The organism is Pseudomonas sp. GL_139_B, from assembly GCF_057834475.1.
The window spans coordinates 1,280,495-1,306,370 of sequence record NZ_CM174403.1 but is presented as its reverse complement, the minus strand read 5'-3'; the positions used below and the strand labels follow the sequence as shown (position 1 = coordinate 1,306,370).

The window sequence follows — 25,876 nt, the reverse complement described above, 5'->3', positions numbered from 1 at the left end:
CCCCCCCATTCCGTGAATGGTTCGACGACAGATGTCGCCAACCAACAAGTCCAGGTAGATGGCGCACAATGACTTCTAAAAATAACCCGGCCACTGCGGTCTCCGATCTGCTTCTGAGCCCTGCGGCGAACAGCCCCTCATCGTTGAAGCCATTGATCCCGGCGCGCCCGCTGGCCACACAGCAATACCTGTATTTCACCGAAACCAATACTGACCGCATCCTCGATAACCTCGACGGCCTGCGCGACATGGTGTTCCCGCGCCCCCCACATTTGGAAGGCACCAGCGAACAGCACAGCGACCAGGAATTCCCGTCGGTGTGCCTGATCGGTTTGGGCCGCTGCGGTTCCAACATCGCCCTGGACGTTGCGGAGCTGGTGTACAACGCCCGCAAGTTTTATCTCAACGAATTCAATAACGAAGACCGTCTGTCGTCGGACAAACGTTATGCAGAAAAGGGCTACAGCCCGGCACAATGGATTCGTAATAACCTGCGCCTGGGTACCAACAAGGGCGCCAAGCCGGTGTTCCTGGTGGAACCGCTGGTCATGCTCGGCGACCTCGACAAAGACATCGCCGGTCGCATCCGTTTCTCGCGCAAGGGCGAAAAAAGCGGTTTCCTGCGCGACTACAGCAAAATGAAAATCATGGACTTGTCGGAAGTCCACGCCGGTGGTGCCGGTAACGCACCAATTCTCGGTCAGTACCTGGCCAAGATCATCCTGAACAAGGATACCCAGCGTTTCTCCAGCCCGGACTGGAAGATGATTCACTCGTACCTGATCGACAGCTGCGGAATCAAGGCCAATCAGTCGCGCCTGTATTTCTCGATTTTCAGCGCCGGCGGCGGTACCGGTTCGGGCATGGCTTCCGAATTCGGCCTGGCCCAGCAGCACTCGTACATGAACAAGACGTTCGACACCAAGCCAATGGACGAGCACGACGGCAAAAGCGGTCATTCCTTCGTCTTCGAGCCGATCTTCACCAGCGGCATTTGCGTACTGCCGAACATTTCCGATCACCGCAGTGAAATGTCCGAGGCGCTGCACATCAACGCCGGTCGACTGCTGTGCAAATACCTGTCGGAAGAGTGGGACTTCTCCTACAACTTCGCCAACGAAGACAGCAGCGAAGCCAGCGTCATGGGGCGTATCCGCCCATGGAACGCCATGATGCTGATTTCCAACGACATCATGCGTTATGCCGAAGAAAGCGATGACGGCAACATCCAGAACATTGACGTCAATGCGATGGAAAAACACGCCAACCAATACATTTCGCAGCAGATCTTCAACATCCTGACCGCGCAAGCGGTCACGACGGACTACGATCAGAACTATTTCCGCCGCGCCGGCATCGACATCGGCGAAACCATTCGCCTGGACGCCAACGACCTGTTCATGAGCCTGGCCGGCCCGGTGGCGATTGCCTATGCCGAGTCCGTGGTGCCGGAAACACCACCACCAAGCAGTGACAAGTTCAAGGTTTTCGAGAAAGAGCCGCAGCGACTGAACATCGACGATTTGTTCTTCCGCTCCATCGACCTGCCGCACTTCAACAAAGTGACCCAGGCGATCGAAGGCATCAGCCTGCTGCCGATCGAGTCCAAGCGCTATCGCGCGTCGCTTGAGCAGTACAAGAATTCCGGTTACGACGCGGCGGCATTACACGACCTGCACTTCTTCAAGAACTGCTCGTCGGTGGTGTCGATTGTGTCCTTGCCCAAAGACTACAAGTTGTCCTACATGGATCTGAACCGGTTGAAGACCCACCTCAACAGCCTGTTCCCCAACACCACGCTCAAGCGTTACGCGCTGGTGATCGGCGCATCGGCCAACTTGTCGCTGACCACCCTGATCGCCAAGAGCCCGTGCCTGTCGGACGACTTCCTGACACTGATCGTCGCGTTCATCAAACGCTGCTTTGCGAAAACCCCGTATCGCTTCGACGAAACGCTGGATAACTCGATCCTCGACTTCATCATTAATGAAGAGTTCGACGAAGACCGGATCGACGACTTGCTCAATGAATTCGAGAACCCGGCGAAGATCCTCGATACCAACTGGTACGCGATCAAACCGATGTACGAGAAGAAGTACCGCGAGCTGATCAACGACAAGGACAAGTTTGTCTCGATCAACGACATTCGTTTGTCGCGTGATTGTGTGAAAAAAGCGATCAAGTACTTGCGTGAGATCTACCGTCACCGGATTGGCAAGACCAAGGTTATTTCCCTCAATAACCATACTGGCAAGACCGCCTAAGACCGGCGCAACACCGCGTCGTGGCCAATCGCGAGCAAGCTCGGCTCCTACAGGGGCGATGACGATCACAAAATTTGTGAACGCCAGCGAACCCTGTAGGAGCCGGGCTTGCCCGCGATGGCGGCATCAGATTCGCCACAAATCCACAAACCAGAAACAATTAAGCAGCCCTTCGGCTGCTCACTGAACTGTTCCCGTTACGTTTACGTCACCGTGATGCTGGCCCCGCCTGTGGCCTTTCTCTACGGCAACATGCCATCACGCTACTCACCTACACACTTTTGGTCGCCAACGGGGTGCACCAATAAGGCGCAGCGATTCAGTTCGTCGCCCTTTCCTGGATCAGAATCCACGGCGAAACCACGACAGCCCATAGCTGCGGATCGCGTTCAAAAAGATCCAACGCCCGCGTTTCAGAGAGCTTGGCGATTTGATCAGCAGCCAGCCAGGCAGCCACTTTCTCGCCCTCATCCTGGGCCACGGCCTCGGCGGCGGCGATCAAATCCAGATCCGGATCGACCCACAATAGGGCACCCCTGGCGAAGAACGGTTCCAGTTCTTTCCAGGTAATAGATGCGGTTTCACCAAGCAGCTTGGCATAGAGGGTGCTAGGTTCTTGAGTCATGGGTCCTGTCCGGAAAAGAAATCGACGCGAATGATAACGTTGGTGGTCCGTCAGAAAAACCCGGATGCAATTTAGTCACCGATTGAAAAAACCCAGGAAAGCCAAGGAATGCTGCTGAATCAAGCAATTAGCCAGCTAACATCCCGCCGCTATTCTGTCTTTTTCTTTCAAAAAAGCGACATCCTCAGGTTTTGCCCCCTTGCGCCAGCTTCCCAGGCTAACAATTGGCGCTCTACACTGTACCGGTACAGTTGTCGGGGGCATTTTCCGGAAGGTATCGCAGATATCTGACCCGGTTCTGCTGCTACGGCGCCAGGACTATAAAAACTACAACAGTAAGAGTGGAGCACTATGACTAAGGCTACTAAGCAGATTTCCAAACTGTTTGCCGCTATGGTTCTGGCCGGGGTTGCCAGCCATTCGTTCGCAGCTGACACGATCAAGATCGGCATCGCCGGCCCTAAGACCGGTCCTGTAGCCCAATACGGCGACATGCAGTTCAGTGGCGCCAAAATGGCCATCGAACAGATCAACGCCAAAGGCGGCGTAAACGGCAAGAAACTCGAAGCCGTTGAATACGATGACGCCTGTGATCCGAAACAAGCGGTCGCGGTCGCGAACAAAGTCGTCAACGACGGCGTCAAGTTCGTGGTTGGCCACCTGTGCTCCAGCTCCACTCAACCGGCTTCGGACATTTACGAAGACGAAGGCGTGATCATGATCACCCCGGCTGCCACCAGCCCGGACATCACCGCTCGTGGTTACAAAATGGTGTTCCGCACTATCGGTCTGGACAGCGCCCAGGGCCCTGCCGCCGGTAACTACATTGCCGATCACGTAAAACCGAAAATCGTTGCTGTGCTGCACGACAAACAGCAATACGGTGAAGGCATCGCCACCGCCGTGAAGAAAACCCTGGAAGCCAAAGGCGTCAAGGTTGCCGTGTTCGAAGGCGTCAACGCCGGTGACAAAGACTTCTCGTCGATGATCGCCAAGCTCAAGCAAGCCAACGTCGACTTCGTCTACTACGGCGGCTACCACCCAGAGCTGGGTCTGATCCTGCGTCAATCCCAGGAAAAAGGCCTGAAAGCCAAGTTCATGGGTCCGGAAGGCGTGGGTAACGACTCCATTTCGCAGATCGCCAAAGACGCTTCCGAAGGTCTGCTGGTAACCCTGCCGAAATCCTTCGACCAGGATCCGGCCAACGTTGCCCTGGCTGACGCGTTCAAAGCGAAGAAAGAAGACCCGAGCGGTCCGTTCGTGTTCCCGTCCTACTCGGCTGTGGAAGTGATCGCTGACGGCATCACGGCTGCCAAGTCCGAAGATACGGCCAAAGTGGCTGAAGCTATCCACGCAGGCACCTTCAAGACTCCAACTGGCGACCTGAGCTTCGACGCGAAAGGCGACCTGAAAGACTTCAAATTTGTGGTTTACGAGTGGCACTTCGGCAAACCAAAAACTGAAGCTTCGCCTCAGTAAGGCTTTGCCATACTGACTGCCAATAAAGCCCACGGCGTGCCGTGGGCTTTGTTTTACGAACGTTTTGGGCCGCGCTGGCGTGATCCGCCAGTCTCCCCACCTGAAAATCTCAAAACCGTCATCAGCGGTTCGCTGGCAAACCTCGAATTCGAAGTGGATGCAGATCCATGGGGCTCGAGCGGGAAAATGACTCCACCAGTGAAATGCGTATCAGGTTTTTAGGAGCGCTGTAATGCCTGACATCTATCACTTTTTCCAACAGCTGGTTAATGGTCTGACCATTGGCAGCACGTATGCCCTGATCGCCATCGGCTATACGATGGTTTACGGCATCATTGGAATGATCAACTTCGCCCACGGCGAGGTGTACATGATTGGTTCCTACGTGGCGTTCATCGCCATTGCCGGGCTGACCATGATGGGACTCGACAGCGTCCCGCTGTTGATGACCGCCGCTTTCCTCGCGACCATTGTCGTGACCAGTGCCTACGGTTACAGCATCGAACGGATCGCCTACCGCCCCCTGCGCGGCAGCAACCGTCTGATTCCGCTGATCTCCGCCATCGGCATGTCGATATTCCTGCAGAACACGGTTCTGCTGGCGCAAGACTCCAAGGACAAATCCATCCCCAACCTGATTCCGGGCAACTTTGCCTTCGGGCCAGGTGGCGCACATGAAGTGCTGATTTCCTACATGCAAATCGTGGTGTTCGTGGTGACCCTGGTCGCCATGCTCGGCCTGACGCTGTTCATCTCCCGCTCTCGCCTGGGCCGCGCCTGCCGTGCCTGTGCCGAAGACATCAAGATGGCCAACCTGCTGGGTATCAACACCAACAATATCATCGCCCTGACCTTCGTCATCGGTGCGGCTCTGGCGGCCATCGCGGCTGTGCTGTTGAGCATGCAATACGGTGTGATCAACCCGAACGCCGGTTTCCTCGTCGGCCTCAAGGCCTTCACCGCAGCGGTATTGGGCGGTATCGGCAGCATCCCCGGCGCCATGCTCGGCGGGATCGTGCTAGGGGTAGCGGAAGCCTTCGGTGCCGATATCTTCGGCGACCAGTACAAAGACGTCGTGGCTTTCGGTCTATTGGTTCTGGTGTTGTTGTTCCGGCCAACCGGCCTGTTGGGCCGTCCGGAGGTTGAAAAAGTATGACTAGGAATCTTAAACAGGCGTTGTTCAGCGCCTTGCTGGTGTGGGCCGTAGCCTACCCGGTACTGGGTCTGAAACTGACCATTGTCGGCATCAACCTCGAAGTCCATGGCACCAGTAACGCCACGCTGATTACCATCGCCGTGTGCTCGGTGCTAATGTTCCTGCGGGTGTTGTTCGATCATCAGATCAGCTCGGCCTGGAAATCCTCGCCGAACATGCCGGTAATGCCGGCCAAGGCCAGTAACTTCCTGACCCTGCCGACCACCCAGCGCTGGATCATCATTGCGCTGATCATCGGTGCGCTGGTCTGGCCGTTCTTCGGCTCGCGCGGCGCGGTGGATATCGCCACTCTGGTGCTGATCTACGTAATGCTGGGCCTTGGCCTGAACATCGTGGTCGGCCTGGCCGGCCTGCTCGACCTCGGCTATGTCGGTTTCTATGCCGTCGGCGCCTACAGTTATGCGCTGCTGTCGCATTACTACGGCCTGAGCTTCTGGATCTGCCTGCCAATCGCCGGGATGATGGCGGCGACGTTCGGCTTCTTGCTGGGCTTCCCGGTATTGCGTTTGCGCGGTGACTACCTGGCCATCGTGACCCTGGGCTTCGGTGAAATCATCCGTCTGTTCCTGCGTAACCTGACCGATATCACCGGTGGCCCGAACGGCATCAGCAACATTCCCAAACCAACGCTTTTCGGACTGACCTTCGATAAAACGGCCGCAGAGGGACTGCAGACGTTCCACGAGTACTTCGGCCTGGAATACAACTCGATCAACAAGGTGATCTTCCTTTATCTGATCGCGGTGTTGTTGTCGCTGCTCGCCCTGTTCGTCATCAACCGCTTGCTGCGCATGCCTCTGGGCCGTGCCTGGGAAGCGCTGCGTGAAGATGAAATTGCCTGCCGTGCGCTGGGTTTGAACCCGACCATCATCAAGCTTTCGGCCTTCACCCTGGGTGCGTGCTTCGCCGGTTTCGCCGGTAGCTTCTTCGCCGCGCGTCAGGGCCTGGTGACACCGGAGTCCTTCACCTTTATCGAGTCGGCGACCATCCTAGCCATCGTGGTGCTGGGCGGCATGGGCTCGCAACTGGGCGTCGTGCTGGCGGCCACGGTGATGATCCTGTTGCCGGAAATGATGCGTGAGTTCAGTGAATACCGCATGTTGATGTTCGGCGCCTTGATGGTGCTGATGATGATCTGGCGCCCTCAAGGCCTGCTGCCCATGCAACGTCCTCACATGGAGCTGCGCAAATGAGCCGCGAGATCCTTAAAGTAGAAAATCTGAGCATGCGCTTCGGCGGCTTGCTGGCGGTCAATGGCGTGGCCCTGACCGTGAAGGAAAAACAGGTCGTGGCATTGATCGGCCCCAACGGTGCCGGCAAAACCACGGTGTTCAACTGCCTGACCGGTTTCTACAAGCCGAGCGGCGGCAGCATCCTGTTGGACGGCGAGCCCATCGAAGGCCTGCCGGGCCACAAGATCGCCCTCAAAGGCGTGGTGCGCACCTTCCAGAACGTGCGGTTGTTCAAGGACATGACCGCGGTCGAGAACCTCTTGATCGCCCAGCACCGTCACCTGAACACCAACTTCCTTGCCGGCCTTTTCAAGACTCCGGGCTTTCGCAAAAGCGAACGCGAAGCCATGGAGTTCGCCGCGTACTGGCTGGACAAGGTCAACCTCACGCAGTTTGCCAACCGTCCGGCCGGCACCCTGGCCTACGGTCAGCAACGTCGCCTGGAAATCGCTCGCTGCATGATGACCCGCCCGCGGATCCTCATGCTCGACGAACCGGCTGCTGGTCTGAACCCGAAGGAAACCGAAGACCTCAAGGCGCTGATCAGCGTGCTGCGTGAAGAACACAACGTCACCGTGCTGTTGATCGAACACGATATGAAACTGGTCATGAGCATTTCCGACCACATCGTCGTGATCAACCAGGGCACGCCTCTGGCCAACGGTACGCCGGATCAGATCCGCGACAATCCCGAAGTGATCAAAGCCTACCTGGGGGAAGCGTAAATGCTGCAGTTCGAAAACGTTTCCACCTTCTACGGCAAGATCCAGGCCTTGCACAGCGTCAACGTGGAAATCCGTCAGGGCGAAATCGTCACCCTGATTGGTGCCAACGGCGCGGGCAAATCCACTTTGCTGATGACACTTTGCGGTTCGCCGCAAGCCCACAGCGGCAGCATCAAGTACATGGGTGAAGAGCTCGTGGGGCAGACCTCGGCGCAGATCATGCGCAAGAGCATCGCGGTGGTCCCGGAAGGTCGTCGAGTGTTCTCCCGCCTGACCGTGGAAGAAAACCTCGCCATGGGCGGCTTCTTCACCGACAAGGGCGACTATCAGGAACAGATGGACAAGGTTCTCGGACTTTTCCCACGCCTGAAAGAACGTTTCGCCCAGCGCGGCGGCACCATGTCCGGCGGCGAACAGCAAATGCTCGCCATCGGCCGTGCGCTGATGAGCAAGCCCAAGCTGCTACTACTCGACGAACCTTCGTTAGGCCTGGCACCGATCATCATCCAGCAGATCTTCGACATCATCGAACAACTGCGCAAGGATGGCGTGACCGTGTTTCTGGTTGAGCAGAACGCCAACCAGGCGCTGAAAATTGCTGACCGCGCGTACGTTCTGGAGAACGGCCGGGTGGTGATGCAAGGCACCGGTGAAGCGCTGCTGACTGATCCGAAAGTGCGCGAAGCGTATCTGGGTGGTTGAGTCTTTGCGGTAAACAAAAACGGCCTTCGGGCCGTTTTTTTGTGCCTGCCATTTACCTTGCAGACAATGACAATCCCCTGTAGGAGCCGAGCTTGCTCGCGATGACTATTTCACTTTCAACAAAGATGTCGACTGATCTACTGCTATCGCGAGCAAGCTCGGCTCCTACAAGGGATTGGTGGTGTTTTGAGGTTTTTTAAAAAGTTTTGGGGATGGCTGTAACGCATCGCCATGACCTTTCTCTAGAGGGGTAAGCCGGCACAAACGCCGCTGACCAAAACCTCAAAAACCGGAGAAACATCATGACTGCTACCACCCGCACCCTGTCCGCCACCGCCCTGGTGCTGGCCCTCGGTTCTGCACTGAGCATGGCCGCTGTGTCCACCGTCCACGCAGCCGATGACATGGAAAAATGCTTCGGCGTAGCCATGAAGGTTCACAACGATTGCGCCGCAGGTGCTGGCACCACTTGCGCCGGCACCTCGAAAACCGACTTCCAGCCTAATGCCTGGAAACTGGTCCCGAAAGGCACCTGCGCCACCACCGCAAGCGAGACCTCGCCGACCAATTTCGGTCAGTTGGAAGCCTTCAAAGCCAAAGCAAAAGCCTGATCTGAACCCCGCCCGAGTGTCGACAATGAACCATTCACCGTTCGGGCTCCCGCCCCGCGCCGGGCTGGGGCTCAAGACCGAGCACTTTCGTGAAGTGCTCGGTTCGGAGCCGGACATCGGCTTTTTCGAAGTCCACGCCGAAAACTACATGGTGGCCGGCGGCCCGTTTCATCATTACCTGGGGTTGATTCGCGAGCAGTATCCGCTGTCGCTGCATGGCGTCGGCTTGTCGATTGGCGCCGAAGGTCCGCTGGACACTCAACACCTCAAACGCCTCGCCGCACTCATCGAGCGCTATCAACCCCAGGCCTTTTCCGAACACTTGGCCTGGTCCAGCCATGGCCCGGTGTTCCTGAATGACTTATTGCCGCTGACCTATGACAACGCAACCCTGAACCGCGTCTGCGAGCACATCGATCAAGTCCAAAACACTCTCAAATGCCCGATGTTGCTGGAGAACCCGGCCACCTATCTGGCGTTCGAACGCTCAACCATTGATGAAGCCGGCTTCATCAGCGAAGTCATCCACCGCACCGGCTGCGGGCTATTGCTGGATGTGAACAACGTCTACGTATCGTGCATCAATCATCATCGCGATCCGTTGGCCTACATCGACGCCCTGCCCCTTCATGCCGTCGGCGAGATTCATCTGGCGGGTTTTGCCGAAGACACTGACAACCTCGGTGACCGCCTGCTGATTGATGATCACGGCGCCCCCATCGATAACGCGGTCTGGTCGTTGTACCAGCACGTACTGGAGCGGACAGGCCCGATAGCCACCCTGATAGAACGCGACAATCAATTGCCGGCCTTCAGTGTCTTGCAGGCCGAGGCGCGTCAGGCCGATGAGTTGTTGCTGTTCCCGGGAGGTCGGCCTTGAGCACACAAGCCGCGTTTGCCGCCGCCCTGCTTGATTCCCGACTGATCTGCCCTGAGGGTTTGTTCAGTAGCAACGGCGCCGATCCCTCCAGCCGTTTCGCGGTGTATCGCAATAACGTACAGAGCTCGCTGATCAACGCCTTGGCCCACAGTTACCCCGTCGTAATGCAATTGGTAGGTGAGGAATTCTTCCGTGCCATGGCCGGGGTTTATCTGCTCAACAACGCGCCCCAGAGTCCGCTGATCAAAGACTACGGCAACCAATTTGCGCAGTTCATCGACGGCTTCGAACCGGCGAACAGCGTGCCGTATCTGGCCGATGTCGCGCGATTGGAGCGCTTACGAACCATCGCTTATCACGCAGCCGACGCCCAGCCGTTGAGCCATGAACAGATCGGCGCAGCGCTTGCTGATCCGCAAGCCCTGAACGAGCTGACAGTCGAACTTCACCCGTCCCTCAACCTGCTGACCTCTGCCTTCGCAGTGGTTTCGATCTGGGCGGCTCATCAGCAAGACGCAACACTGGCCGGGATTGACCTGCACCAGGCGCAACACGCACTGATTCTGCGCAATGGCCTGGACGTTGAAGTCTTCGTCATCGAGCCCGGCGCCGGCGCCTTCATCCACAACCTGCGAAGTGGACAGCCGCTGATTCGGGCAGTGGAGACCGCACCCGCATTCGATCTCAGCCAGACCCTGGCCCTATTGATCAGCCACGACGCCATTACTCACTTACACCACAACAAGGTATTGCCATGAACACCCAGAACCCGATCAGCCGCGCCATTGCGCTGCTGGAACTGATTCCACAGAGCCTGATCGCTTTTATTGCGCGGTTTTCCATCGCGGCGGTGTTCTGGAAGTCCGGGCAAACCAAAGTCGAAGGCCTCGCCATCGACCTGATCGAGGGCACGTTCGAGTTCGGCTGGCCACACCTGGCCGACTCAACCATCCCGTTGTTCAAGAGTGAGTACCCCGTGCCGTTGCTGTCGCCAGAGATCGCTGCGCACATGGCGGCGTTCGCCGAACACTTTTTCCCGGTGCTGATCCTGATTGGCTTTGCCACGCGTTTTTCGGCGCTGGCCTTGCTGGGCATGACCCTGACCATTCAACTGTTCGTGTACCCGGACGCCTACCCGACTCACGGCACCTGGGCGGCGGTGTTGCTGTACCTGATGGCGACCGGGCCAGGGAAATTGTCCATCGATCACTTGATCGCCAGGCGTTTCGCCCGCTAATGCCGCCCCAACACTCCAGGTGATGAAGATCCCCTGTGGGAGCGAGCCTGCTCGCGATGACGGATCAACATTCAACAGAGATGTTGACTGATCTACCGCTATCGCGAGCAGGCTCGCTCCCACATCAGGATTGTGGTGTGCATTCAAAATCTAGCGCTGAAGGCGATCCAGCGCCTCACCGCTGCGCTTGAACCAGCCGATCAGGTAATCCGCCAACACTTGCGTGCGTTTCGGCAGGCCGCCCTGATACGGATGAACCAGGTACATCGGCATACGCCGCGTCTGATAATCGCGAAGGAGCCAACGCAAGCGTCCGTCAGCCAATTCCGCTTGCAGCAGATACGACGGCAAACGGGCAATACCGGCACCCGCCAATGCGGCTTTTTTCAGCAAGCTGTAGTGGTTACTGGCAAACGGCCCCGACACCCGCACCCGCAGCAACTCGTGTTGCTGGTGATAGAGCCATTCTTCGCGACCGCTGTAATGGCTATTGAGCAAGCAACGGTGTTCGGCCAACGCCTGGGGCGTCTGGGGCTCATCGTATTGTTGGAGATACGCCGGGCTGGCGCAGGTCATTTCGTGCCAGGCCAACAGCGGACGTGCTACCAGACGCTCGTCCTTGCCCACCTCGGAGCGAATCGCCAGATCGAAGCCATCCCGTGACAAGTCGTGATACTGATTGCTGAGGTCGAGTTCGATCTGCACCTCCGGGTACTTGCTGGAAAACTCCAGCAACAAACCATCGAAGAAGGTTTCCCCCAGTGACACCGGGACTGTCATGCGCACCGGCCCGGCCATGTCGTCCTTCAAACGCGCCAATGCCTGACGCGCCCGCTCGACTTGCACGACCAGTGCCTGAGCCTGGGGCAACAAAGCCGCGCCTGCCGCCGTCAGACTTAAACGGCGGGTAGTGCGTTGCAGCAACACCACCGAAAACCGCGCTTCCAGCAAACTGATGCGCTTGGACAGCTGCCCCTTGCTGCAACCCAGCTGCTGCGCTGCCAGGGTAAAGCTCCCCGCTTCGATCAATACCGCGAACGCCGCCAGGTCATCCATCTCGCTCATGGATTGTTTCCATTTGAAAACCAAAGGTTGCCTATTAGCGCGCTTATCAACAGAAAAAACCACTCTAGACTGAGACCTCATTCAACCAATCGAGGAACAGCACGATGAAAATTCTATTGATAGGCGCAGGTGGCACCATCGGTTCGGCGGTCGACAAGGAGCTGTCCCAGCGTCACGAGATCATCCGTATTGGCCGCACCAGCGGCGACTTTCAGGTGGACATCAGCGACAGCGCCTCGATCCGCAAGCTGTTCGAACAGACTGGAAACTTCGATGCGCTGGTCTGCGCGGCGGGTAACGTGACCTTTGCACCACTGGATGAAATGACCGAAGAAAGCTTCGCGTTGGGTCTGAAAGACAAACTGATGGGCCAGGTCAATTTGCTGCTGATCGGCCGCGAGTTCGCCAATGACGGCGCCTCGTTCACCTTCACCACCGGCGTGCTCAGCCATGACCCGATTCGAAGTGGCGCCTCGGCAGCGCTGGTCAATGGCGCACTGGACAGCTTCGTGCGCGCCGCCGCCATCGAACTGCCACGTGGCCTGCGCGTGAACTCGATCAGCCCGAATGTGCTGGTGGAAGCCATGGGTAAGTACGCGCCTTACTTCCGTGGTTTCAAACCGGTTCCTGCAACTGATGTGGCATTGGCCTACGCCAAAAGTGTAGAAGGCTTGCAGACAGGCCAGACCTTTCATGTGGGCTGAGCCCTTGTGATGAACGGTCAGGCTGAGTAACGTGGCAGCACTTGTCTGGAGAGCCAAAGATGCGTGTTGCCCGTTCCTTAGTCGTTGTTGCCCTGCTGCCGCTGTTTGCCGCCTGTCAGTTGTTCGATGGCCCGCGTGAAAACGCCTCCCACGAGGGCCAGACCCGCATGCAAGGCCAGTTGACAGCGGCGGACGGCAAATTGCTGTTCCAGCCATGCAATGAAACACGCAGCTTTGTGGTCAACGACACCGGCAACACCAGCGTGCTGCAACAGGCCGCGTCACTGGCCGATGCCAAGGGCAAGTTGTTCGCCGACGTGCGCGGGCGCATCGTCGACAGCCGTCTCGATCTTGAGCAGCTGTACCGCGTCGAGCGCTCGGGCACGGCATGCGACGATCCCAATTTCAAACTGCAGACTCTTCGCGCGGCGGGTCACTCGCCCGAGTGGAGCGTCAAGGTCACCGGCAAAGGCATGGTGATTGATCGCGCCGGTCAACCGCCTCTGGCCCTGCCATACGTGGAAGAACAACTGGGCGATGGCCGTTTCAACCTCGGCACCGAAGCCAATAACCAGCACATCGAACTGTGGGTCACGCCGCAACGTTGCGTCGACAGCACCACCGGCAGCGTCCAGCACATGAGCGCCGAACTGCGCATCAATGGCCAGGTACAACGCGGTTGCGGGTATTTCGGCGGTTCGCGTAACGACTGATCGTTTAAGCCTCACGGGAAACCTCCTTTGGGGCTTATAATCGCCGGTTTCAAACGCCTTGGCGCAGTTGTGCGCCCCGCGAACCGGGTCCTGCCATGTTACGAATCACTGAACTCAAGTTGCCGATCGATCATCCCGAAGAAGACCTGCGCCCTGCCATCGTGCAGCGCCTGGGCATCGCCAGCGATGACCTGCTCGATTTCACCTTGTTCAAGCGCAGCTACGATGCGCGTAAAAAGTCCTCCGAACTGTGCTTCATCTACACCATCGACCTCACCGCCAAGGACGAGGCCGCGTTGCTGCAAAAGTTCGCCGATGACCGTAACGTCAATGCGGCACCGGATGTCAGCTACAAAGTAGTCGGCCACGCGCCGGCCGATCTGCAGCAACGTCCTGTGGTCGTGGGGTTCGGGCCGTGCGGGATTTTCGCCGGGCTGTTGCTCGCACAAATGGGCTTCAAGCCGATCATCCTTGAGCGCGGCACCGAAGTGCGTCAGCGCACCAAGGACACCTGGGGCCTGTGGCGCAAAAGCGTGCTCAACCCCGAATCCAACGTGCAATTCGGTGAAGGCGGTGCGGGGACTTTCTCCGACGGCAAGCTCTACAGCCAGATCAAGGACCCGAAATTCATCGGCCGCAAAGTCCTGCACGAATTCGTCAAAGCCGGTGCTCCGGACGAAATCCTCTACGTCAGCAAGCCTCACATCGGTACGTTCCGTCTGACCGGTGTAGTGGAAAACATGCGTGAACAGATTCGCGCCTTGGGCGGCGAAGTACGCTTCCAGCAACGCGTCACCGATGTGTTGATCGAAGATGGCCAACTGGTCGGCGTCGAGCTCAATGGTGGCGAGCAGATCCATTCGAAGCACGTGATTCTGGCCCTTGGGCACAGCGCCCGGGACACTTTCCGCATGCTCCACGGCCGTGGCGTGTTCATGGAAGCCAAGCCGTTTTCGGTGGGTTTCCGTATAGAACACCCGCAGTCACTGATCGACCGCGCGCGGTTGGGCAAGTACGCGGGCCACCCGAAACTCGGGGCGGCCGACTACAAACTGGTGCACCACGCCAAGAACGGTCGTTCGGTCTACAGCTTCTGCATGTGCCCTGGCGGCACCGTGGTTGCAGCGACATCCGAGCCGAACCGCGTGGTCACCAACGGCATGAGCCAGTACTCGCGTAACGAGCGCAACGCCAACTCCGGGATCGTCGTCGGGATCACCCCGGAAGTCGATTACCCGGGCGGCCCGCTGGCCGGCATCGAATTGCAGGAACGCCTGGAATCCCATGCATTTGTGCTGGGCGGCAGCAATTACGAAGCACCGGCGCAACTGGTGGGTGACTTCATTGCCGGCAAGCCATCGACTGAACTGGGCAGCGTTGAACCGTCCTACAAACCAGGCGTTGCATTGGGTGATTTGTCGTTGGCCTTGCCGGCGTTCGCCATCGAAGCCATTCGTGAAGCATTGCCAGCGTTCGAGAAGCAGATTCGCGGTTACTCGCTGCATGACGCCGTGTTGACCGGGATCGAGACACGCACCTCGTCACCGCTGCGCATTACCCGTAACGAGTCGATGCAGAGCCTGAACGTGAAGGGCTTGTTCCCGGCGGGCGAAGGCGCGGGTTATGCGGGCGGGATTTTGTCGGCGGGTGTGGACGGTATTCGAATTGCCGAAGCCGTGGCCCGCGACATCCTCGGCCTGGAAGCCTGACCGAGATCCTGTAGGAGCGAGGCTTGCCCGCGAAGAAATTGACGCGGTCTTTCTGAAAGACCGCATTATCGTTCTTCGCGGGCAAGCCTCGCTCCTACGGGGGGCGAAGTTTGGTATTAGATATTAGCGCGCAGCACGCTGGCCGGAAGCGGCTCACCGCGCTCGACGCTCGCCGCTACGGTATCCATCAACCCACTCAACTCATACCCTTGGCCCTTGAGCCAATCCTGATCGTAATAGGTGGTGGCATAACGTTCACCGCCATCACACAGAATAGCCACGATCGACCCCGACTCCCCCGCCACCGCCATCTGCTGAGCCGCCATCAAGGCGCCGATCAGGTTGGTCCCGCTCGATCCGCCCACCCGCCGCCCCAGACGTTGCGCCAGGTAGTGCATGGCCGCCAAGGACAACGCGTCCGGCACTTTGACCATGGCATCAATCACTTTAGGCAGGAACGACGCTTCCACCCGTGGCCTACCGATGCCTTCAATCCGCGATCCATAGTCCAGGCGCAGGCTGGCATCGCCGTTCTGGTAGTAATCGAAAAACACCGAACGTTCGGCATCGGCGCACAGCACACGCGTGCAATGCTGGCGATAACGCACGTAACGACCCAGCGTTGCGGTGGTGCCGCCAGTGCCAGGGCTGGAGATCAACCAGCTCGGCTCCGGGTGCCGCTCGAAACGCATTTGATGGAAGATCGATTCGGCGATGTTGTTGTTCGCCCGCCAGTCCGTAGCGCGTTCGGCGTAGGTGAACTGGTCGATGAAATGACCATCATGCTCGCGCGCCAGCCGTTCGGACTCGGCGTAGATCTGGGTCGGGTCATCGACCAGATGGCTCTTGCCGCCATAGAACGCAATTTGCGCGATCTTCTCTTTGGAGGTGGTCGCCGGCATCACCGCAATAAACGGCAAACCCAGCAAGCTGGCGAAATACGCCTCGGAAATCGCCGTCGAACCGCTGGACGCCTCGATCACTGGCGCACCGGGTTTCAACCAGCCATTACACAAGGCGTAGAGGAACAAGGAGCGCGCCAGGCGGTGCTTCAGGCTGCCGGTGGGGTGACTGGATTCATCCTTGAAATACAACTCGATGCCCGGAAAACCCGGCAGCGGCAAGGGGATCAGGTGGGTATCGGCGCTGCGCTGGAAGTCCGCTTCGATGATCCGGATGGCTTCGCGGGCCCACTGTCGGTTGTCGCTCATGATGGTTTTCTCGTGGAATCAGGCAAGAGTCAGCCTTTTTGCAAGGCTCAGCCCCAAGCTTAGGAAAAAACCTACAGCACGCACAGGTACAGCTGACGTTCAATACGGCCGGCAACTGCTAGGCTCAAGTCCGGTCCCGTCCTTCACGTTGTTACGGCATATAACAAAAAAGAATATAACTTTTGTTTTAACAACTAACGGTACGGGTTAGGGTGTGCCACCTTTTGAATTATCGATGGAGAGCGACCTTGCCTCTGCGTAGCACTTTCACGCGTTTCTTTCAGTTGGAAGCTGCCAGCGGTCTATTACTGATCGCCGCTGCAGCCCTGGCTTTAATCATCAACAACTCTTCCCTTTCGTGGCTCTACAGCGGGCTGCTGGACACCCCTGTCGTCGCTCAGATCGGCGCGCTGAAAATTGCCAAGCCGTTGCTGCTGTGGATCAACGACGGCCTGATGGCGATGTTCTTCCTGCTGATCGGCCTGGAAGTGAAGCGCGAAGTCCTCGACGGCCAATTGTCGAACCCCTCGCAAATCGTCCTGCCCGGCGCCGCGGCGATTGGCGGCATGGTCGTGCCGGCGCTGGTCTACTGGTTTTTGAACCGAGACGACCCGACAGCCCTGGGTGGCTGGGCCATCCCGATGGCCACCGACATTGCCTTTGCCCTCGGCGTACTCGCCTTGCTGGGCAAACGGGTGCCGGTGTCGCTGAAGCTGTTCCTGATGACCCTGGCGATCATTGACGACCTGGGCGCGATCATCGTCATCGCCGTCTTCTATTCCGGCACGCTGTCGACGCTGTCGCTGGCACTGGCTGCCGCCTGCATCATCGCGCTGATCGCCATGAACCGGCTCGGCGTGGTGAAGCTCGGGCCCTACATGATCATCGGCTTGATCCTCTGGGTGTGTGTGCTCAAGAGCGGCGTCCACGCCACTCTCGCCGGTGTGACGTTGGCCTTCTGCATACCGCTGCGCACCAAAAACGCCGAGTCTTCGCCGCTGTTGACCCTTGAACATGCCCTGCACCCGTGGGTGGCTTACGGCATTCTGCCGCTGTTCGCCTTCGCCAACGCCGGCCTGTCCCTGAGCGGCGTCACCGTTGAAAGCTTCACCCACCACGTCCCGATGGGCATTGCGACGGGACTGTTGTTGGGTAAAACCGTCGGGGTATTCGGCCTGACCTGGCTCGCCGTGAAGATCGGCATCGCCGCCCTGCCCCAAGGCGCCAACTGGGGCCATGTGCTGGGTGTATCGATCCTCTGCGGGATTGGTTTCACCATGAGCCTGTTTGTCGGCTCCCTGGCGTTTGAGCCAGGCGTCAGCGATTACGCCGGGATGGACCGGATGGGAATTTTGACCGGTTCGATTCTGGCGGCATTGATCGGCTATGCCGTGACGGCAATGGCAAGTCGCAAGAGCGCCGTGCTGAAATCCTGAGCAATAGAGAACGCTCTTAGCAGCATTCAGGATTCGTCCTACAGCCACGATTAACCTCGTTCGTTAACCTCGCACAGCTCCATTTTTGGAGCTGTCGACGGACGAACGCAGGGAAGATCAGTGGCTGGTAACAAGGACGTTCCCAGGGTTAAAAACCCACCCTCCGGTGACGGTCATCACGTCACCTACCGCTTCATGACGACCACCGAGCTGGCCGAATGCGAGGCACGACAAAGCGCTTACGACGCCATGCTCGCCCGGCAACAGGCATTTGAAGATCGTCTTCTGATCTCGGCGAAAAAGCCCGAAATCGCGCGCGGGAGCTGCGGCGTTGGCCGGTGTCGTCGCGTTGTTCTGGACGCCGAGCCTGGGTGACAGCGCGCTTTATACCGAAGACCAATTGCGCGCCCTCAAGCAGGCCAGAATCCGTGTTCGTTTGCAGATCGAGCAACAGGCTGACGGCAGTCTCAAGGGCTACTGTTTTTACACCGGCAAAAACCGCGATTGGGAAATGGTCGATGTCGTGCAGTTCACATTGCGCGGCAGTCAGCAGGTGGTGGATCTCGGGGATGGCATTGAGCTGATCTGGACGCCCGCTGTGGATGGTTCAGACATCCTCGGCATTCCAGCACTGGAGGCTGCACCACAAGCACCACATATCTAGGTGTATCCGCCGACGCCTGCGGCGGACAGCATTATCGTGAACCCGGTGTATCCGCCTGAGTACAAGGATTTCATTCTTGTGTTTCCGGTGGGGTCGGGGGTGAAGCCGGTTTACATTGTGGTGAGTGTTTCTGATCACAAATATCACCAGGCACCAAAAGGTCTAACCGCTTTTCCTGATGCCGTGAAAGACAAAGCAAGGAGCAACGTTCAAGGTGGCAGCGGACTGCGCAAACGCTGGAAAGACCGCAAGGGGCGGATTTACGAGTGGGATAGCCAACATGGGGCGGTTGAAATGTACGACACGCAAGGAAAGCGTTTAGGCGAATTCGACCCGGAAACAGCGGAACAGACCAAGCCCGCGAAACCAGGAAGAACCACGCCTAAATAGACTGAGAGGTAGTTATGTATTTGTGCATTACGGGATTTTTGCCTGACAGCTTTGAAGATAGCTCGCTGAAATATGAGCTAGATGTAGATACTGCCTTCAACGACCAGATTGTGCAGCTCCTCGGTCATAAAAACCTAAACGAAATGGCAAGCGGAGAATGGCTATTAACAGCTGAGCAGATTGGTGCGTTGATCAATCAACCCATTCCCCGCAACCTTGAAATTTTTATTGGCGTTGAGGCCTAGCCCCAAGGGTGCAAGTCCATTAAGGCTCGCTTGAACGGTACTGGAAAATTTGAGTACCTTCGCAAACACCTGTCCATGGTTTGAAAAATATTGAATCTGACATAACCGACGACCCCAGACACAAAAAACCCCGACCAGTCACCTGATCGGGGTTTTTCTTTACCCATTTCCGCTTAGTGCGAAACGCGGCTAGTCCCGTCAACAGTAGAAATCCGCACCCGCTCACCCACGCGGAACACTTCATTCTGCTGAACCTGCTGTACATAGGCGCGCATGCTGCCGTCGTCTTCGCGTACGGTGATTTCAACACCTTGGGTGCGGGTCAGGCCTTCTTCGGCCGCCGAGCCCACCAGGCCGCCGGCGACTGCGCCGATGACCGCGGCAACGATACTTCCGTTACCTTGACCGATGGAGCTAGCGCCTACACCGCCGACCACTGCGCCAGCAGCGCCACCAATTGGCGTTTTGGTGCCTTCGATTTTCACTGGGCGCAGCGCTTCGATGGTGCCCATACGAATCGTTTGTACACGACGCGCTTCATCACGGGAGTAGGAGTCACCGGTCAGGCTGGATTGGCAGCCAGTGAGCAACATCGCCATCGTGGAAAAGGAAGCAACCAACAAAACAGACTTACGCATAACATCAACTCCAAAGGACAGGTGTCCATTAAACCCCGCAGCTTGACGCCTGTCACGGCATCGCCCGGATAAAAGTGGTTTGATTCAGGCCAAGTACAGGCGAACCCACAAACTCACCAACCGGTTATCGGCCACTTCCGCAATCCACGCAGCCCCAAGGATTTTCATGGACTACTTCATCATTGTCGCCACGACAGTCGCGGGTCTGTACTTCCACGGGTGGCTGTACGTGCGGATAAAACGCTGGATGGATCGTGATCTGGCGCTGGCCCTGGCTGGGGAAGACGAGCAGAAAAAAGCGTTCATGCTCCAGCAACTGGCAAACGCTCAATATCAGAAAATCAAGCGCCGGGACCTGCAGCAGTGGCTTGAAGCCGCTGCTGCACGGTATCCCGAACGGTAGACTGCCTAGGGTGCCAGACGTTCAAGAATCCAGTCGGCGCCCTGTAGGCGGTAGTTGAGGCGATCGTGCAGGCGGCTCGCGCGGCCTTGCCAGAACTCGATGCGCTCTGGCAGCAAGCGGTAACCGCCCCAATGATCCGGGCAATGAGGCGCTGTGTCGCTGAAACGTTGCTCGGTGTTCTTGAGCAACGCTTCCAGTTCCGCACGATCAGCAATCACCTGGCTTTGCGGTGACGCCCAGGCACCGAGTCGGCTGCCCAGTGGACGAACCTGGAAATAGGCGTCGGACTCTTCAGGCGAAACCTTCACCACCCGACCTTCGATGCGCACCTGGCGCTCCAGGGCCGGCCAGAAAAAGGTCATGGCCGCGAACGGATTCGCCGCCAGATGCTGTCCCTTGGCACTTTCGTAGTTGGTGAAGAACGTAAAGCCCTGCGCATCCAGACCTTTGAGCAACAGAATGCGGCAATGCGGCCGACCTTCCTGATCAACCGTCGCCAACGTCATGGCATTAGCCTCCACCGGCGCTTGCTCGGTTTTCACCGCGTCGGAAAACCACTGGTGGAACAGCCCGAACGGCTCAGCCGGGGCTTGAGCCTCGGTCAAGCCATCACGGGTGTAGTCACGACGCATATCAGCCAGGCGCTGGGTCATGGCGCATTCCTTTTGGTTAACGAATCACTTTTTGGTGGCGTCAGCGGCGACGTCGCTTTTCTTGGTGTCGGCAACCGCTTTAGCCGGAGTCGTTTTCTTCGCCGGCGTTGCGGTTTTAGCAGGCGCTTTCTTGGCGGTGGTTTTGCTGGCCGGGGCCTTTTTCACAGCAGGTACAGCCGCTTTCTTCGCCGCAGGCGCCGGGGTGACCGGTGTAGCCACTGGCTTGATGTCCTTGGCCGCAACCATGCTCACTGGCGCCGGGGCTGGCATGTTGTACTTGGCCAGCAACGCCACCATGGTGTTTTGCGGGGTCACCAGCAATTCCACGCGACGGTTCAAGGCCCGACCTTCAATACTGTCGTTAGCCGCACGCGGGGCATCACCGCCCATACCGCGGAGCATCAGGCGATCACGCTCCAAACCGCTGAGGCGGAAAATCGCCGCCACTGCTTGAGCACGTTCCTGGCTCAGTTTCACGTTGGCCGGTGCGGCACCCGACGTATCACTGTGGCCGAGGATCAGCACGGCAGTTTTCGGGTCGACTTCGAGTATTTTCGCAACACGGGTGAACGGGCCAAGAGTGACCGGCAGCAGCATGGCCGGACGATCCGGGTTGAACGAGCCTTCTACCGGCGCGATGACCACCAACACGTTTTCACGACGCTCAACCTTCAGGTTGCTGTCCTTGACCGCTTCGCGCAGGCGCGGCTCGTAGTCGTCAAGCCAGGCCTGGGTGACTTTAGGGTCTGGCATCGGTACGGCTTTGGTGCTGCTCTTCTCTGCCCCACCGAACGGCCAGTACCAAGGGCTGGCGCTTTCAGTTTTAGCGACGGGTGCGATGGCGGCAGGTTTCAGCGGCGCCGGGGTCGGTTCTTTAGCGGCGGACGAACCGAACGGCCACCAGCTGCTGCCATCGGAATCACTTTGTGGGGTCTGTGCGCAACCGGTGATAGCGAAGCACAGGGCCAGGGCGAGAGTTGGTTTGGATGACATTGGATATCCACAAAGTTGAAGTAATGAAAAATCAGACCGTATCGGCCCGCACAAACTGAAGCTTTGAAACAGAAAAGACTACCGGGTTCCGTTCTGGAGCCCGACAGCCGTTTTTACAGACAAGTGGCCAGTACTCGCGCAAGGTTTTGCGCGCGTGGATCCATCAAGACGTACGGCCCCAGGGTATTTGTCACAAAACCGAAGGCTACATCGCGTTCCGGGTCAGCAAAACCGATGGAGCCACCAGCGCCCGGATGACCGAACGCTCGCGGGCCGAGGCCGTAAGTCGCGTTGGGGACGTCCGGTTGATCGAGCATGCACCCCAGGCCGAATCGGGTTCGGGTCAATAAAGTCTTGTCGTCGCCAAGGCTGTGTTCGCGGGTCAGCTCATCGAGCATTTCGCCTTCCAGCAAGCTGCCGTCGAGCAGCCCTGCGTAGAAACCTGCCAGGCTGCGCGCATTGCCATGGCCGTTGGCGGCGGGTTGCTGCATGCGCCGCCACTCGGGTTTGTTGGTACTGGTCATGATCGACGGGGGATTGGTGAAGGCGCGGGTAGTCATTGCAGTGGGCTCGCGCATGGTCACTTGCAGCAGACGCTGGGCCGCTGCATCACCGACGTTACCCTTGCCACGGGCGATGTGCGCCACGCGATGAAACTCCTCATCCGCGAGGCCGACGTGGAAATCCAGCCCCAATGGCTTGGCAACGCGAGCGACAATGGACTCACCCGGCGCACGACCATCGGCGCGGCGCAATAACTCGCCGACCAGCCAGCCATACGTGATCGCGGCGTAGCCATGGCCTTGGCCCGGCGTCCACCACGGTGCTTCGGCCGCGAGGGCATCGACCATGGTTTGCCAGTCGTAAAGGGCTTCCGGTGCCAGCAATTCGCGCAACGCCGGCAAGCCTGCCTGATGGCAGAGCAACTGACGCAGGGTCACGGATTCTTTGCCGGCTGCGGCAAATTCGGGCCAGTAGCGTGCAACCGGGGCGTCCAGTTGCAACTTGCCTTCAGCCACCAATTGCAGGGCCGTGACGGCGGTGAATGTCTTGGTGCAGGAGAACAGGTTGGCGATGGTGTCGCTGTGCCAGGCTTCGCTGCCGTCCTTATCGGCGGTGCCGGACCAGAGGTCGAGGACGGTTTCGCCGCCGATCTGGATGCACAAGGCTGCGCCGCGTTCCTGAGGATCGTCGAACAGTGCCGCAAACGCTTCGCGCACCGCTTCGAACTTGAGCTCGTAATGACCCTGAATCTGCACCCGAATTGCTCCCGGATAATCGCTATACAAAGTGGCCCGCATTGTTCCAGCCCTTGAGGGTTTTGGGAACAGGGTTGGGCCGGGCGGTCGCCCGGTTACCAGCTTGCTTGAATAAATCGCTGATGCTGATGACGCCTTCGCGAGCAAGCTCGCTCCTACACTTTGACCGCACCCGTCTGAACACTTCGATCAACAATGTGGGAGCGAGCCTGCTCGCGATGCTCCTGGAGTTTAATGACCATTACCCGAATGCCCACCGGCATGCCCGGCGCCCTTCCCCGGGCCTTTGCCAGCCTCGGCCTTTCTGCCGCCTTCGGTATCACGGCTGACTTTGTCAGCCTCGGCCGCCGCTTTCTCGGCTGCTTTGCCCAACTGGTCGACAGTCGCCAGGTTGCTCTTGCGCACAGACTCGACGAACCCCTGGAACGGCACATCGGTGATGCCCACCAGACCAAAGTGGCCATTCTCACCATCCAGCAAACGTCCGGTCACGGGTTGGTCCAGGTACTGGAACCAGTGCACACCGACAATCGAAGGTTCGCTCAACGCCTGTTTAAGGAAGTTCGCGTAGGCTGACCCCCGGTCTTCTTCCTTGGCCAGTTGTGTCACACCGCCCCAGAACGGTCCGCGATCTGTCGAGCCGAAGTTGAATTCGGTGATCAGCACCGGTTTGTCGAGGCTGCGCAATTTAGTGAAGTCGTAACCGTCCTGCGGTTGCAGGGTGTACATGTTGAAGCTCAACACGTCGCAATACTGGGCGCAGGAGTCCACGGCTTCCGGGGTGCTGATGGCGAAGCGACCGCCCAGCAACAGCTGGTTCGGCGCATGCCACTTGAGCGAATCGGAGATGGTTTTGAAATAAGTGTCGGCGAAGACCTTCTGGAAGTATTTGAAGTCCGCTTCGATTTCCGGGTGGTCAGCGCTTGGCAGCGGCGGTACGAAGCCTGGGTCTTCCATCAACTCCCAGGCCGGCAAGTCGATGCCCCAGGCTTTTGAAAGACCGGCCTGATTACGGTACTTGTCGCGCAGTTGCTTGAGAAACGCGCGTTTGGCCGGCACGTCGGTGGTCATTTTCAAGGTGCCGTAAGCCAAGGCGTAACGGGCTTTCGGGTCATCACCGGGACCGGCCCAGGCCAATTCGTTGTCAGCGTAGTAACCGATCAGCCACGGATCGTCGCGATGGTCACGGGCGGCAATGGCCACGGCACGTTCGGTGGCCATGGCAAAGCGTGGGTCGAACGGATCGGGCATGCCGCCCCACCAATCGGTACCGGTGCTGATGCTGGCGTAATCGCCGACGATCGATAGTGGCAAGGTGTAAGGCACTCGATCAGCATTGCCTAGCGCCGCAGCGCTCCAGTTGCCAATGGTGTTGAAACCCCAGGCTTGCAGGCGATCCAGGGTGTGACCAGTCCAGCGTTGTTCATCCACCACCGCTTTGCAGGGTTCGACGGCGGTGTGCTCAGCCTTTTTCGCGTCAGTCGCGTCGACGGCGCCAGTCTTTGCCGCTTCGGCGACACCAGATTCGGCGGTCGACGGGATCACAGGGGGCTCGGCGGCCTTCTCGACCGTCGCTTCGACTGCGTCAGCCTTGGCCGCTGCGGCGACGCCAGCCTTGGTGTCACCGCCCAATGCACAGGGTTCGCCATACAAACGCTGCAAATTGGCGCCGTAAAAGTCGTACCAGCGACCCGCGTCGTAGCTACGGCCCTGATCGGTACCATTGCCCCCACGGTTGTTACCTTCACCAAAATGATTAGCCAGCACTTCGTCGGGTTTCGGCAGGGACTCGAACATCCATTCACGGCCTTCGACATAGGTCTGGTTAACGTCCGGGGTCACAGTGTTGACCCCAAGCGAATAAAACGGATGCCCTTGCGGGGTCACCAGATACCAGCGACCGTCGCGCTTTTCGGTGCGGAAAAAGCCGCTGGCCTTGAACGTCGGGCCTTTGGTCCAGCCACCGAAAGTGTCCAGGGATGATTTTTCACGTTCGGCCAGCCAGGTTTTCAGTTGCTGCTGTTCCTTGGCGGCGGCGCTTTTGAGTTGCTCATCACTGCTGACCTTTTCCGGCCATTTGGCCCGGGTCGACTGGCCGTAAGCATCCACCAACCCGCCATAAACGGCCTGGATCACAGCCTCGCCGTCCTGCACGCCAAAACGCTCCAGCAAAATATTCTGGGCCACTTTAGGTTGATCCATCGACAACGTCACCGACACCACTTGGCCGCGATCCAGTTGCCCGGCGCTGCTGGCCAGCAAAATGCGCTGCCCGTCGACCGTCATCGGCATGGGCGGCCCGGCTTTCATGCCCTGGCTCAACGGTGAGCTTGCCACCAATGGCACCAGCAAGGTCTGCGCAGGGCCGGCCGGCAAATCGACGCGACTGAACAGTGTCTTGCCGTCATTACTCTGGATTTTGACGTAAAGGGTCACGGCCCAGTCCATCGCGCTCTGAATCCGCAGGCTCATGACACCCGACTGCGACCAGTCCCAGGCGCCGCTTTGCGGCGTCAGTCGCAGACTCGGCTGCGCCACCGGGTTGAAAGTGACCCGGCGCAAGACTTCGCCTTCGGCTGTTTGCTCCGCATTGGATTGCGGCAGGCTGGCATCCTGAGTCGTCACCTGGACCACGTCGGCAGGGCGTACAAAGTTGAACAGCGTCTGTTGACCGGCGGGGGCCGCCAGCAAAGGGGCTGCGAACATCAGGGCAAATACAGCGGGCAACGAACGGCGAATCATAGGAACGTGGATCTCCCTAACGACCTTCAATGGTCAGTGGAAAAGCGATGGTAGAGAGATAGACAACACGGTGGGCAAAT

Annotated in this window: 24 protein-coding genes and 1 pseudogene; 17 read left to right on the top strand and 8 right to left on the bottom strand. The window is 58.4% G+C overall.

Going from position 1 to position 25,876, the window contains the following annotated elements:
• Nucleotides 1-68: 68 nt before the first annotated feature.
• Nucleotides 69-2,264, top strand: a complete 2,196-nt coding sequence (locus tag AC3ISI_RS05825; protein WP_489335876.1) for a hypothetical protein — start codon at nt 69-71, stop codon at nt 2,262-2,264.
• Nucleotides 2,265-2,583: 319 nt separating this feature from the next.
• Here AC3ISI_RS05825 and AC3ISI_RS05820 read toward each other — a convergent pair whose 3' ends face one another.
• Nucleotides 2,584-2,889: a DUF2288 domain-containing protein gene (locus AC3ISI_RS05820; protein WP_489335875.1), complete on the bottom strand. Its 306-nt coding sequence runs from the start codon at nt 2,887-2,889 to the stop codon at nt 2,584-2,586.
• A 351-nt stretch (nt 2,890-3,240) separates the two neighbouring features.
• Here AC3ISI_RS05820 and AC3ISI_RS05815 point away from each other — a divergent pair, with 351 nt between their 5' ends.
• The 9 genes from AC3ISI_RS05815 to AC3ISI_RS05775 all read left to right on the top strand — a co-directional run bounded on the left by AC3ISI_RS05815 (nt 3,241) and on the right by AC3ISI_RS05775 (nt 10,971).
• Nucleotides 3,241-4,368 carry a branched-chain amino acid ABC transporter substrate-binding protein gene (locus tag AC3ISI_RS05815; protein WP_489335874.1) on the top strand — a complete coding sequence of 376 codons (1,128 nt, stop codon included), beginning with the start codon at nt 3,241-3,243 and terminating at the stop codon, nt 4,366-4,368.
• A 232-nt stretch (nt 4,369-4,600) separates the two neighbouring features.
• The gene (gene livH, locus AC3ISI_RS05810; protein ID WP_462038688.1) at nt 4,601-5,524 is read left to right on the top strand and encodes a high-affinity branched-chain amino acid ABC transporter permease LivH; all 924 of its coding nucleotides are present in this window, start codon (nt 4,601-4,603) and stop codon (nt 5,522-5,524) included.
• Nucleotides 5,521-6,777: a high-affinity branched-chain amino acid ABC transporter permease LivM gene (locus AC3ISI_RS05805; protein ID WP_489335872.1), complete on the top strand. Its 1,257-nt coding sequence runs from the start codon at nt 5,521-5,523 to the stop codon at nt 6,775-6,777. Before livH ends, AC3ISI_RS05805 begins: the two co-directional genes overlap by 4 nt.
• Nucleotides 6,774-7,541 (top strand): high-affinity branched-chain amino acid ABC transporter ATP-binding protein LivG, encoded by a 768-nt coding sequence (livG, locus tag AC3ISI_RS05800; RefSeq protein ID WP_489335871.1) that lies wholly within the window; start codon nt 6,774-6,776, stop codon nt 7,539-7,541. Before AC3ISI_RS05805 ends, livG begins: the two co-directional genes overlap by 4 nt.
• The gene (locus AC3ISI_RS05795) at nt 7,542-8,243 is read left to right on the top strand and encodes an ABC transporter ATP-binding protein (RefSeq protein WP_027925631.1); all 702 of its coding nucleotides are present in this window, start codon (nt 7,542-7,544) and stop codon (nt 8,241-8,243) included. It begins immediately after the preceding gene.
• A gap of 302 nt (nt 8,244-8,545) precedes the next feature.
• A complete protein-coding gene (locus AC3ISI_RS05790) occupies nt 8,546-8,854 on the top strand; it encodes a BufA1 family periplasmic bufferin-type metallophore (RefSeq protein ID WP_489335870.1) in 309 nt (102 codons plus the stop codon).
• A gap of 25 nt (nt 8,855-8,879) precedes the next feature.
• A complete protein-coding gene (gene bufB, locus AC3ISI_RS05785) occupies nt 8,880-9,734 on the top strand; it encodes an MNIO family bufferin maturase (protein WP_489335869.1) in 855 nt (284 codons plus the stop codon).
• Nucleotides 9,731-10,492 carry an HvfC/BufC family peptide modification chaperone gene (locus tag AC3ISI_RS05780; RefSeq protein WP_489335868.1) on the top strand — a complete coding sequence of 254 codons (762 nt, stop codon included), beginning with the start codon at nt 9,731-9,733 and terminating at the stop codon, nt 10,490-10,492. The genes bufB and AC3ISI_RS05780 overlap by 4 nt, the downstream gene beginning before the upstream one ends.
• On the top strand, nt 10,489-10,971 hold the full coding sequence (locus AC3ISI_RS05775; protein ID WP_489335867.1) for a DoxX family protein: 483 nt from the start codon (nt 10,489-10,491) through the stop codon (nt 10,969-10,971). The genes AC3ISI_RS05780 and AC3ISI_RS05775 overlap by 4 nt, the downstream gene beginning before the upstream one ends.
• 150 nt (nt 10,972-11,121) lie before the next feature.
• Here AC3ISI_RS05775 and AC3ISI_RS05770 read toward each other — a convergent pair whose 3' ends face one another.
• A complete protein-coding gene (locus AC3ISI_RS05770; RefSeq protein WP_489335866.1) occupies nt 11,122-12,036 on the bottom strand; it encodes a LysR family transcriptional regulator in 915 nt (304 codons plus the stop codon).
• 104 nt (nt 12,037-12,140) lie between these two features.
• On the opposite strand from AC3ISI_RS05770, the gene AC3ISI_RS05765 reads away from it, so the two are divergent.
• The 3 genes from AC3ISI_RS05765 (at nt 12,141) to AC3ISI_RS05755 (ending at nt 15,162) form a co-directional block, all read left to right on the top strand.
• Complete coding sequence (locus AC3ISI_RS05765; RefSeq protein WP_489335865.1) at nt 12,141-12,740, top strand: short chain dehydrogenase; 600 nt, start codon at nt 12,141-12,143, stop codon at nt 12,738-12,740.
• Between the two features lie 59 nt (nt 12,741-12,799).
• A complete protein-coding gene (locus AC3ISI_RS05760; protein WP_489335864.1) occupies nt 12,800-13,453 on the top strand; it encodes a COG3650 family protein in 654 nt (217 codons plus the stop codon).
• A gap of 95 nt (nt 13,454-13,548) precedes the next feature.
• On the top strand, nt 13,549-15,162 hold the full coding sequence (locus AC3ISI_RS05755) for an NAD(P)/FAD-dependent oxidoreductase (RefSeq protein WP_489335863.1): 1,614 nt from the start codon (nt 13,549-13,551) through the stop codon (nt 15,160-15,162).
• 116 nt (nt 15,163-15,278) lie between these two features.
• Here AC3ISI_RS05755 and AC3ISI_RS05750 read toward each other — a convergent pair whose 3' ends face one another.
• Nucleotides 15,279-16,376, bottom strand: a complete 1,098-nt coding sequence (locus tag AC3ISI_RS05750) for a PLP-dependent cysteine synthase family protein (protein ID WP_489337629.1) — start codon at nt 16,374-16,376, stop codon at nt 15,279-15,281.
• 245 nt (nt 16,377-16,621) lie between these two features.
• On the opposite strand from AC3ISI_RS05750, the gene nhaA reads away from it, so the two are divergent.
• The 3 genes and pseudogenes from nhaA (at nt 16,622) to AC3ISI_RS05735 (ending at nt 19,108) form a co-directional block, all read left to right on the top strand.
• Nucleotides 16,622-17,809: a Na+/H+ antiporter NhaA gene (gene nhaA, locus AC3ISI_RS05745; protein ID WP_489335862.1), complete on the top strand. Its 1,188-nt coding sequence runs from the start codon at nt 16,622-16,624 to the stop codon at nt 17,807-17,809.
• 120 nt (nt 17,810-17,929) lie between these two features.
• Nucleotides 17,930-18,863 (top strand): annotated as a pseudogene (locus AC3ISI_RS05740) (colicin E3/pyocin S6 family cytotoxin).
• A 14-nt stretch (nt 18,864-18,877) separates the two neighbouring features.
• Nucleotides 18,878-19,108 carry a pyocin S6 family toxin immunity protein gene (locus AC3ISI_RS05735; RefSeq protein WP_489335861.1) on the top strand — a complete coding sequence of 77 codons (231 nt, stop codon included), beginning with the start codon at nt 18,878-18,880 and terminating at the stop codon, nt 19,106-19,108.
• 173 nt (nt 19,109-19,281) lie between these two features.
• On the opposite strand, the gene AC3ISI_RS05730 is transcribed toward AC3ISI_RS05735, so the two are convergent.
• On the bottom strand, nt 19,282-19,746 hold the full coding sequence (locus AC3ISI_RS05730) for an outer membrane lipoprotein (RefSeq protein WP_489335859.1): 465 nt from the start codon (nt 19,744-19,746) through the stop codon (nt 19,282-19,284).
• Nucleotides 19,747-19,912: 166 nt separating this feature from the next.
• Here AC3ISI_RS05730 and AC3ISI_RS05725 point away from each other — a divergent pair, with 166 nt between their 5' ends.
• A complete protein-coding gene (locus AC3ISI_RS05725) occupies nt 19,913-20,149 on the top strand; it encodes a hypothetical protein (protein ID WP_489335857.1) in 237 nt (78 codons plus the stop codon).
• Between the two features lie 5 nt (nt 20,150-20,154).
• Here AC3ISI_RS05725 and pdxH read toward each other — a convergent pair whose 3' ends face one another.
• From pdxH to AC3ISI_RS05705, 4 genes are all read right to left on the bottom strand, one after another.
• A complete protein-coding gene (gene pdxH / locus AC3ISI_RS05720) occupies nt 20,155-20,802 on the bottom strand; it encodes a pyridoxamine 5'-phosphate oxidase (protein ID WP_489335856.1) in 648 nt (215 codons plus the stop codon).
• 24 nt (nt 20,803-20,826) lie between these two features.
• A complete protein-coding gene (locus AC3ISI_RS05715; RefSeq protein ID WP_489335855.1) occupies nt 20,827-21,795 on the bottom strand; it encodes an OmpA family protein in 969 nt (322 codons plus the stop codon).
• Nucleotides 21,796-21,908: 113 nt separating this feature from the next.
• Nucleotides 21,909-23,054, bottom strand: a complete 1,146-nt coding sequence (locus AC3ISI_RS05710; protein WP_489337628.1) for a serine hydrolase domain-containing protein — start codon at nt 23,052-23,054, stop codon at nt 21,909-21,911.
• 231 nt (nt 23,055-23,285) lie between these two features.
• Nucleotides 23,286-25,796 (bottom strand): beta-agarase, encoded by a 2,511-nt coding sequence (locus tag AC3ISI_RS05705; RefSeq protein ID WP_489335854.1) that lies wholly within the window; start codon nt 25,794-25,796, stop codon nt 23,286-23,288.
• Between the last annotated feature and the right edge of the window lie 80 nt (nt 25,797-25,876).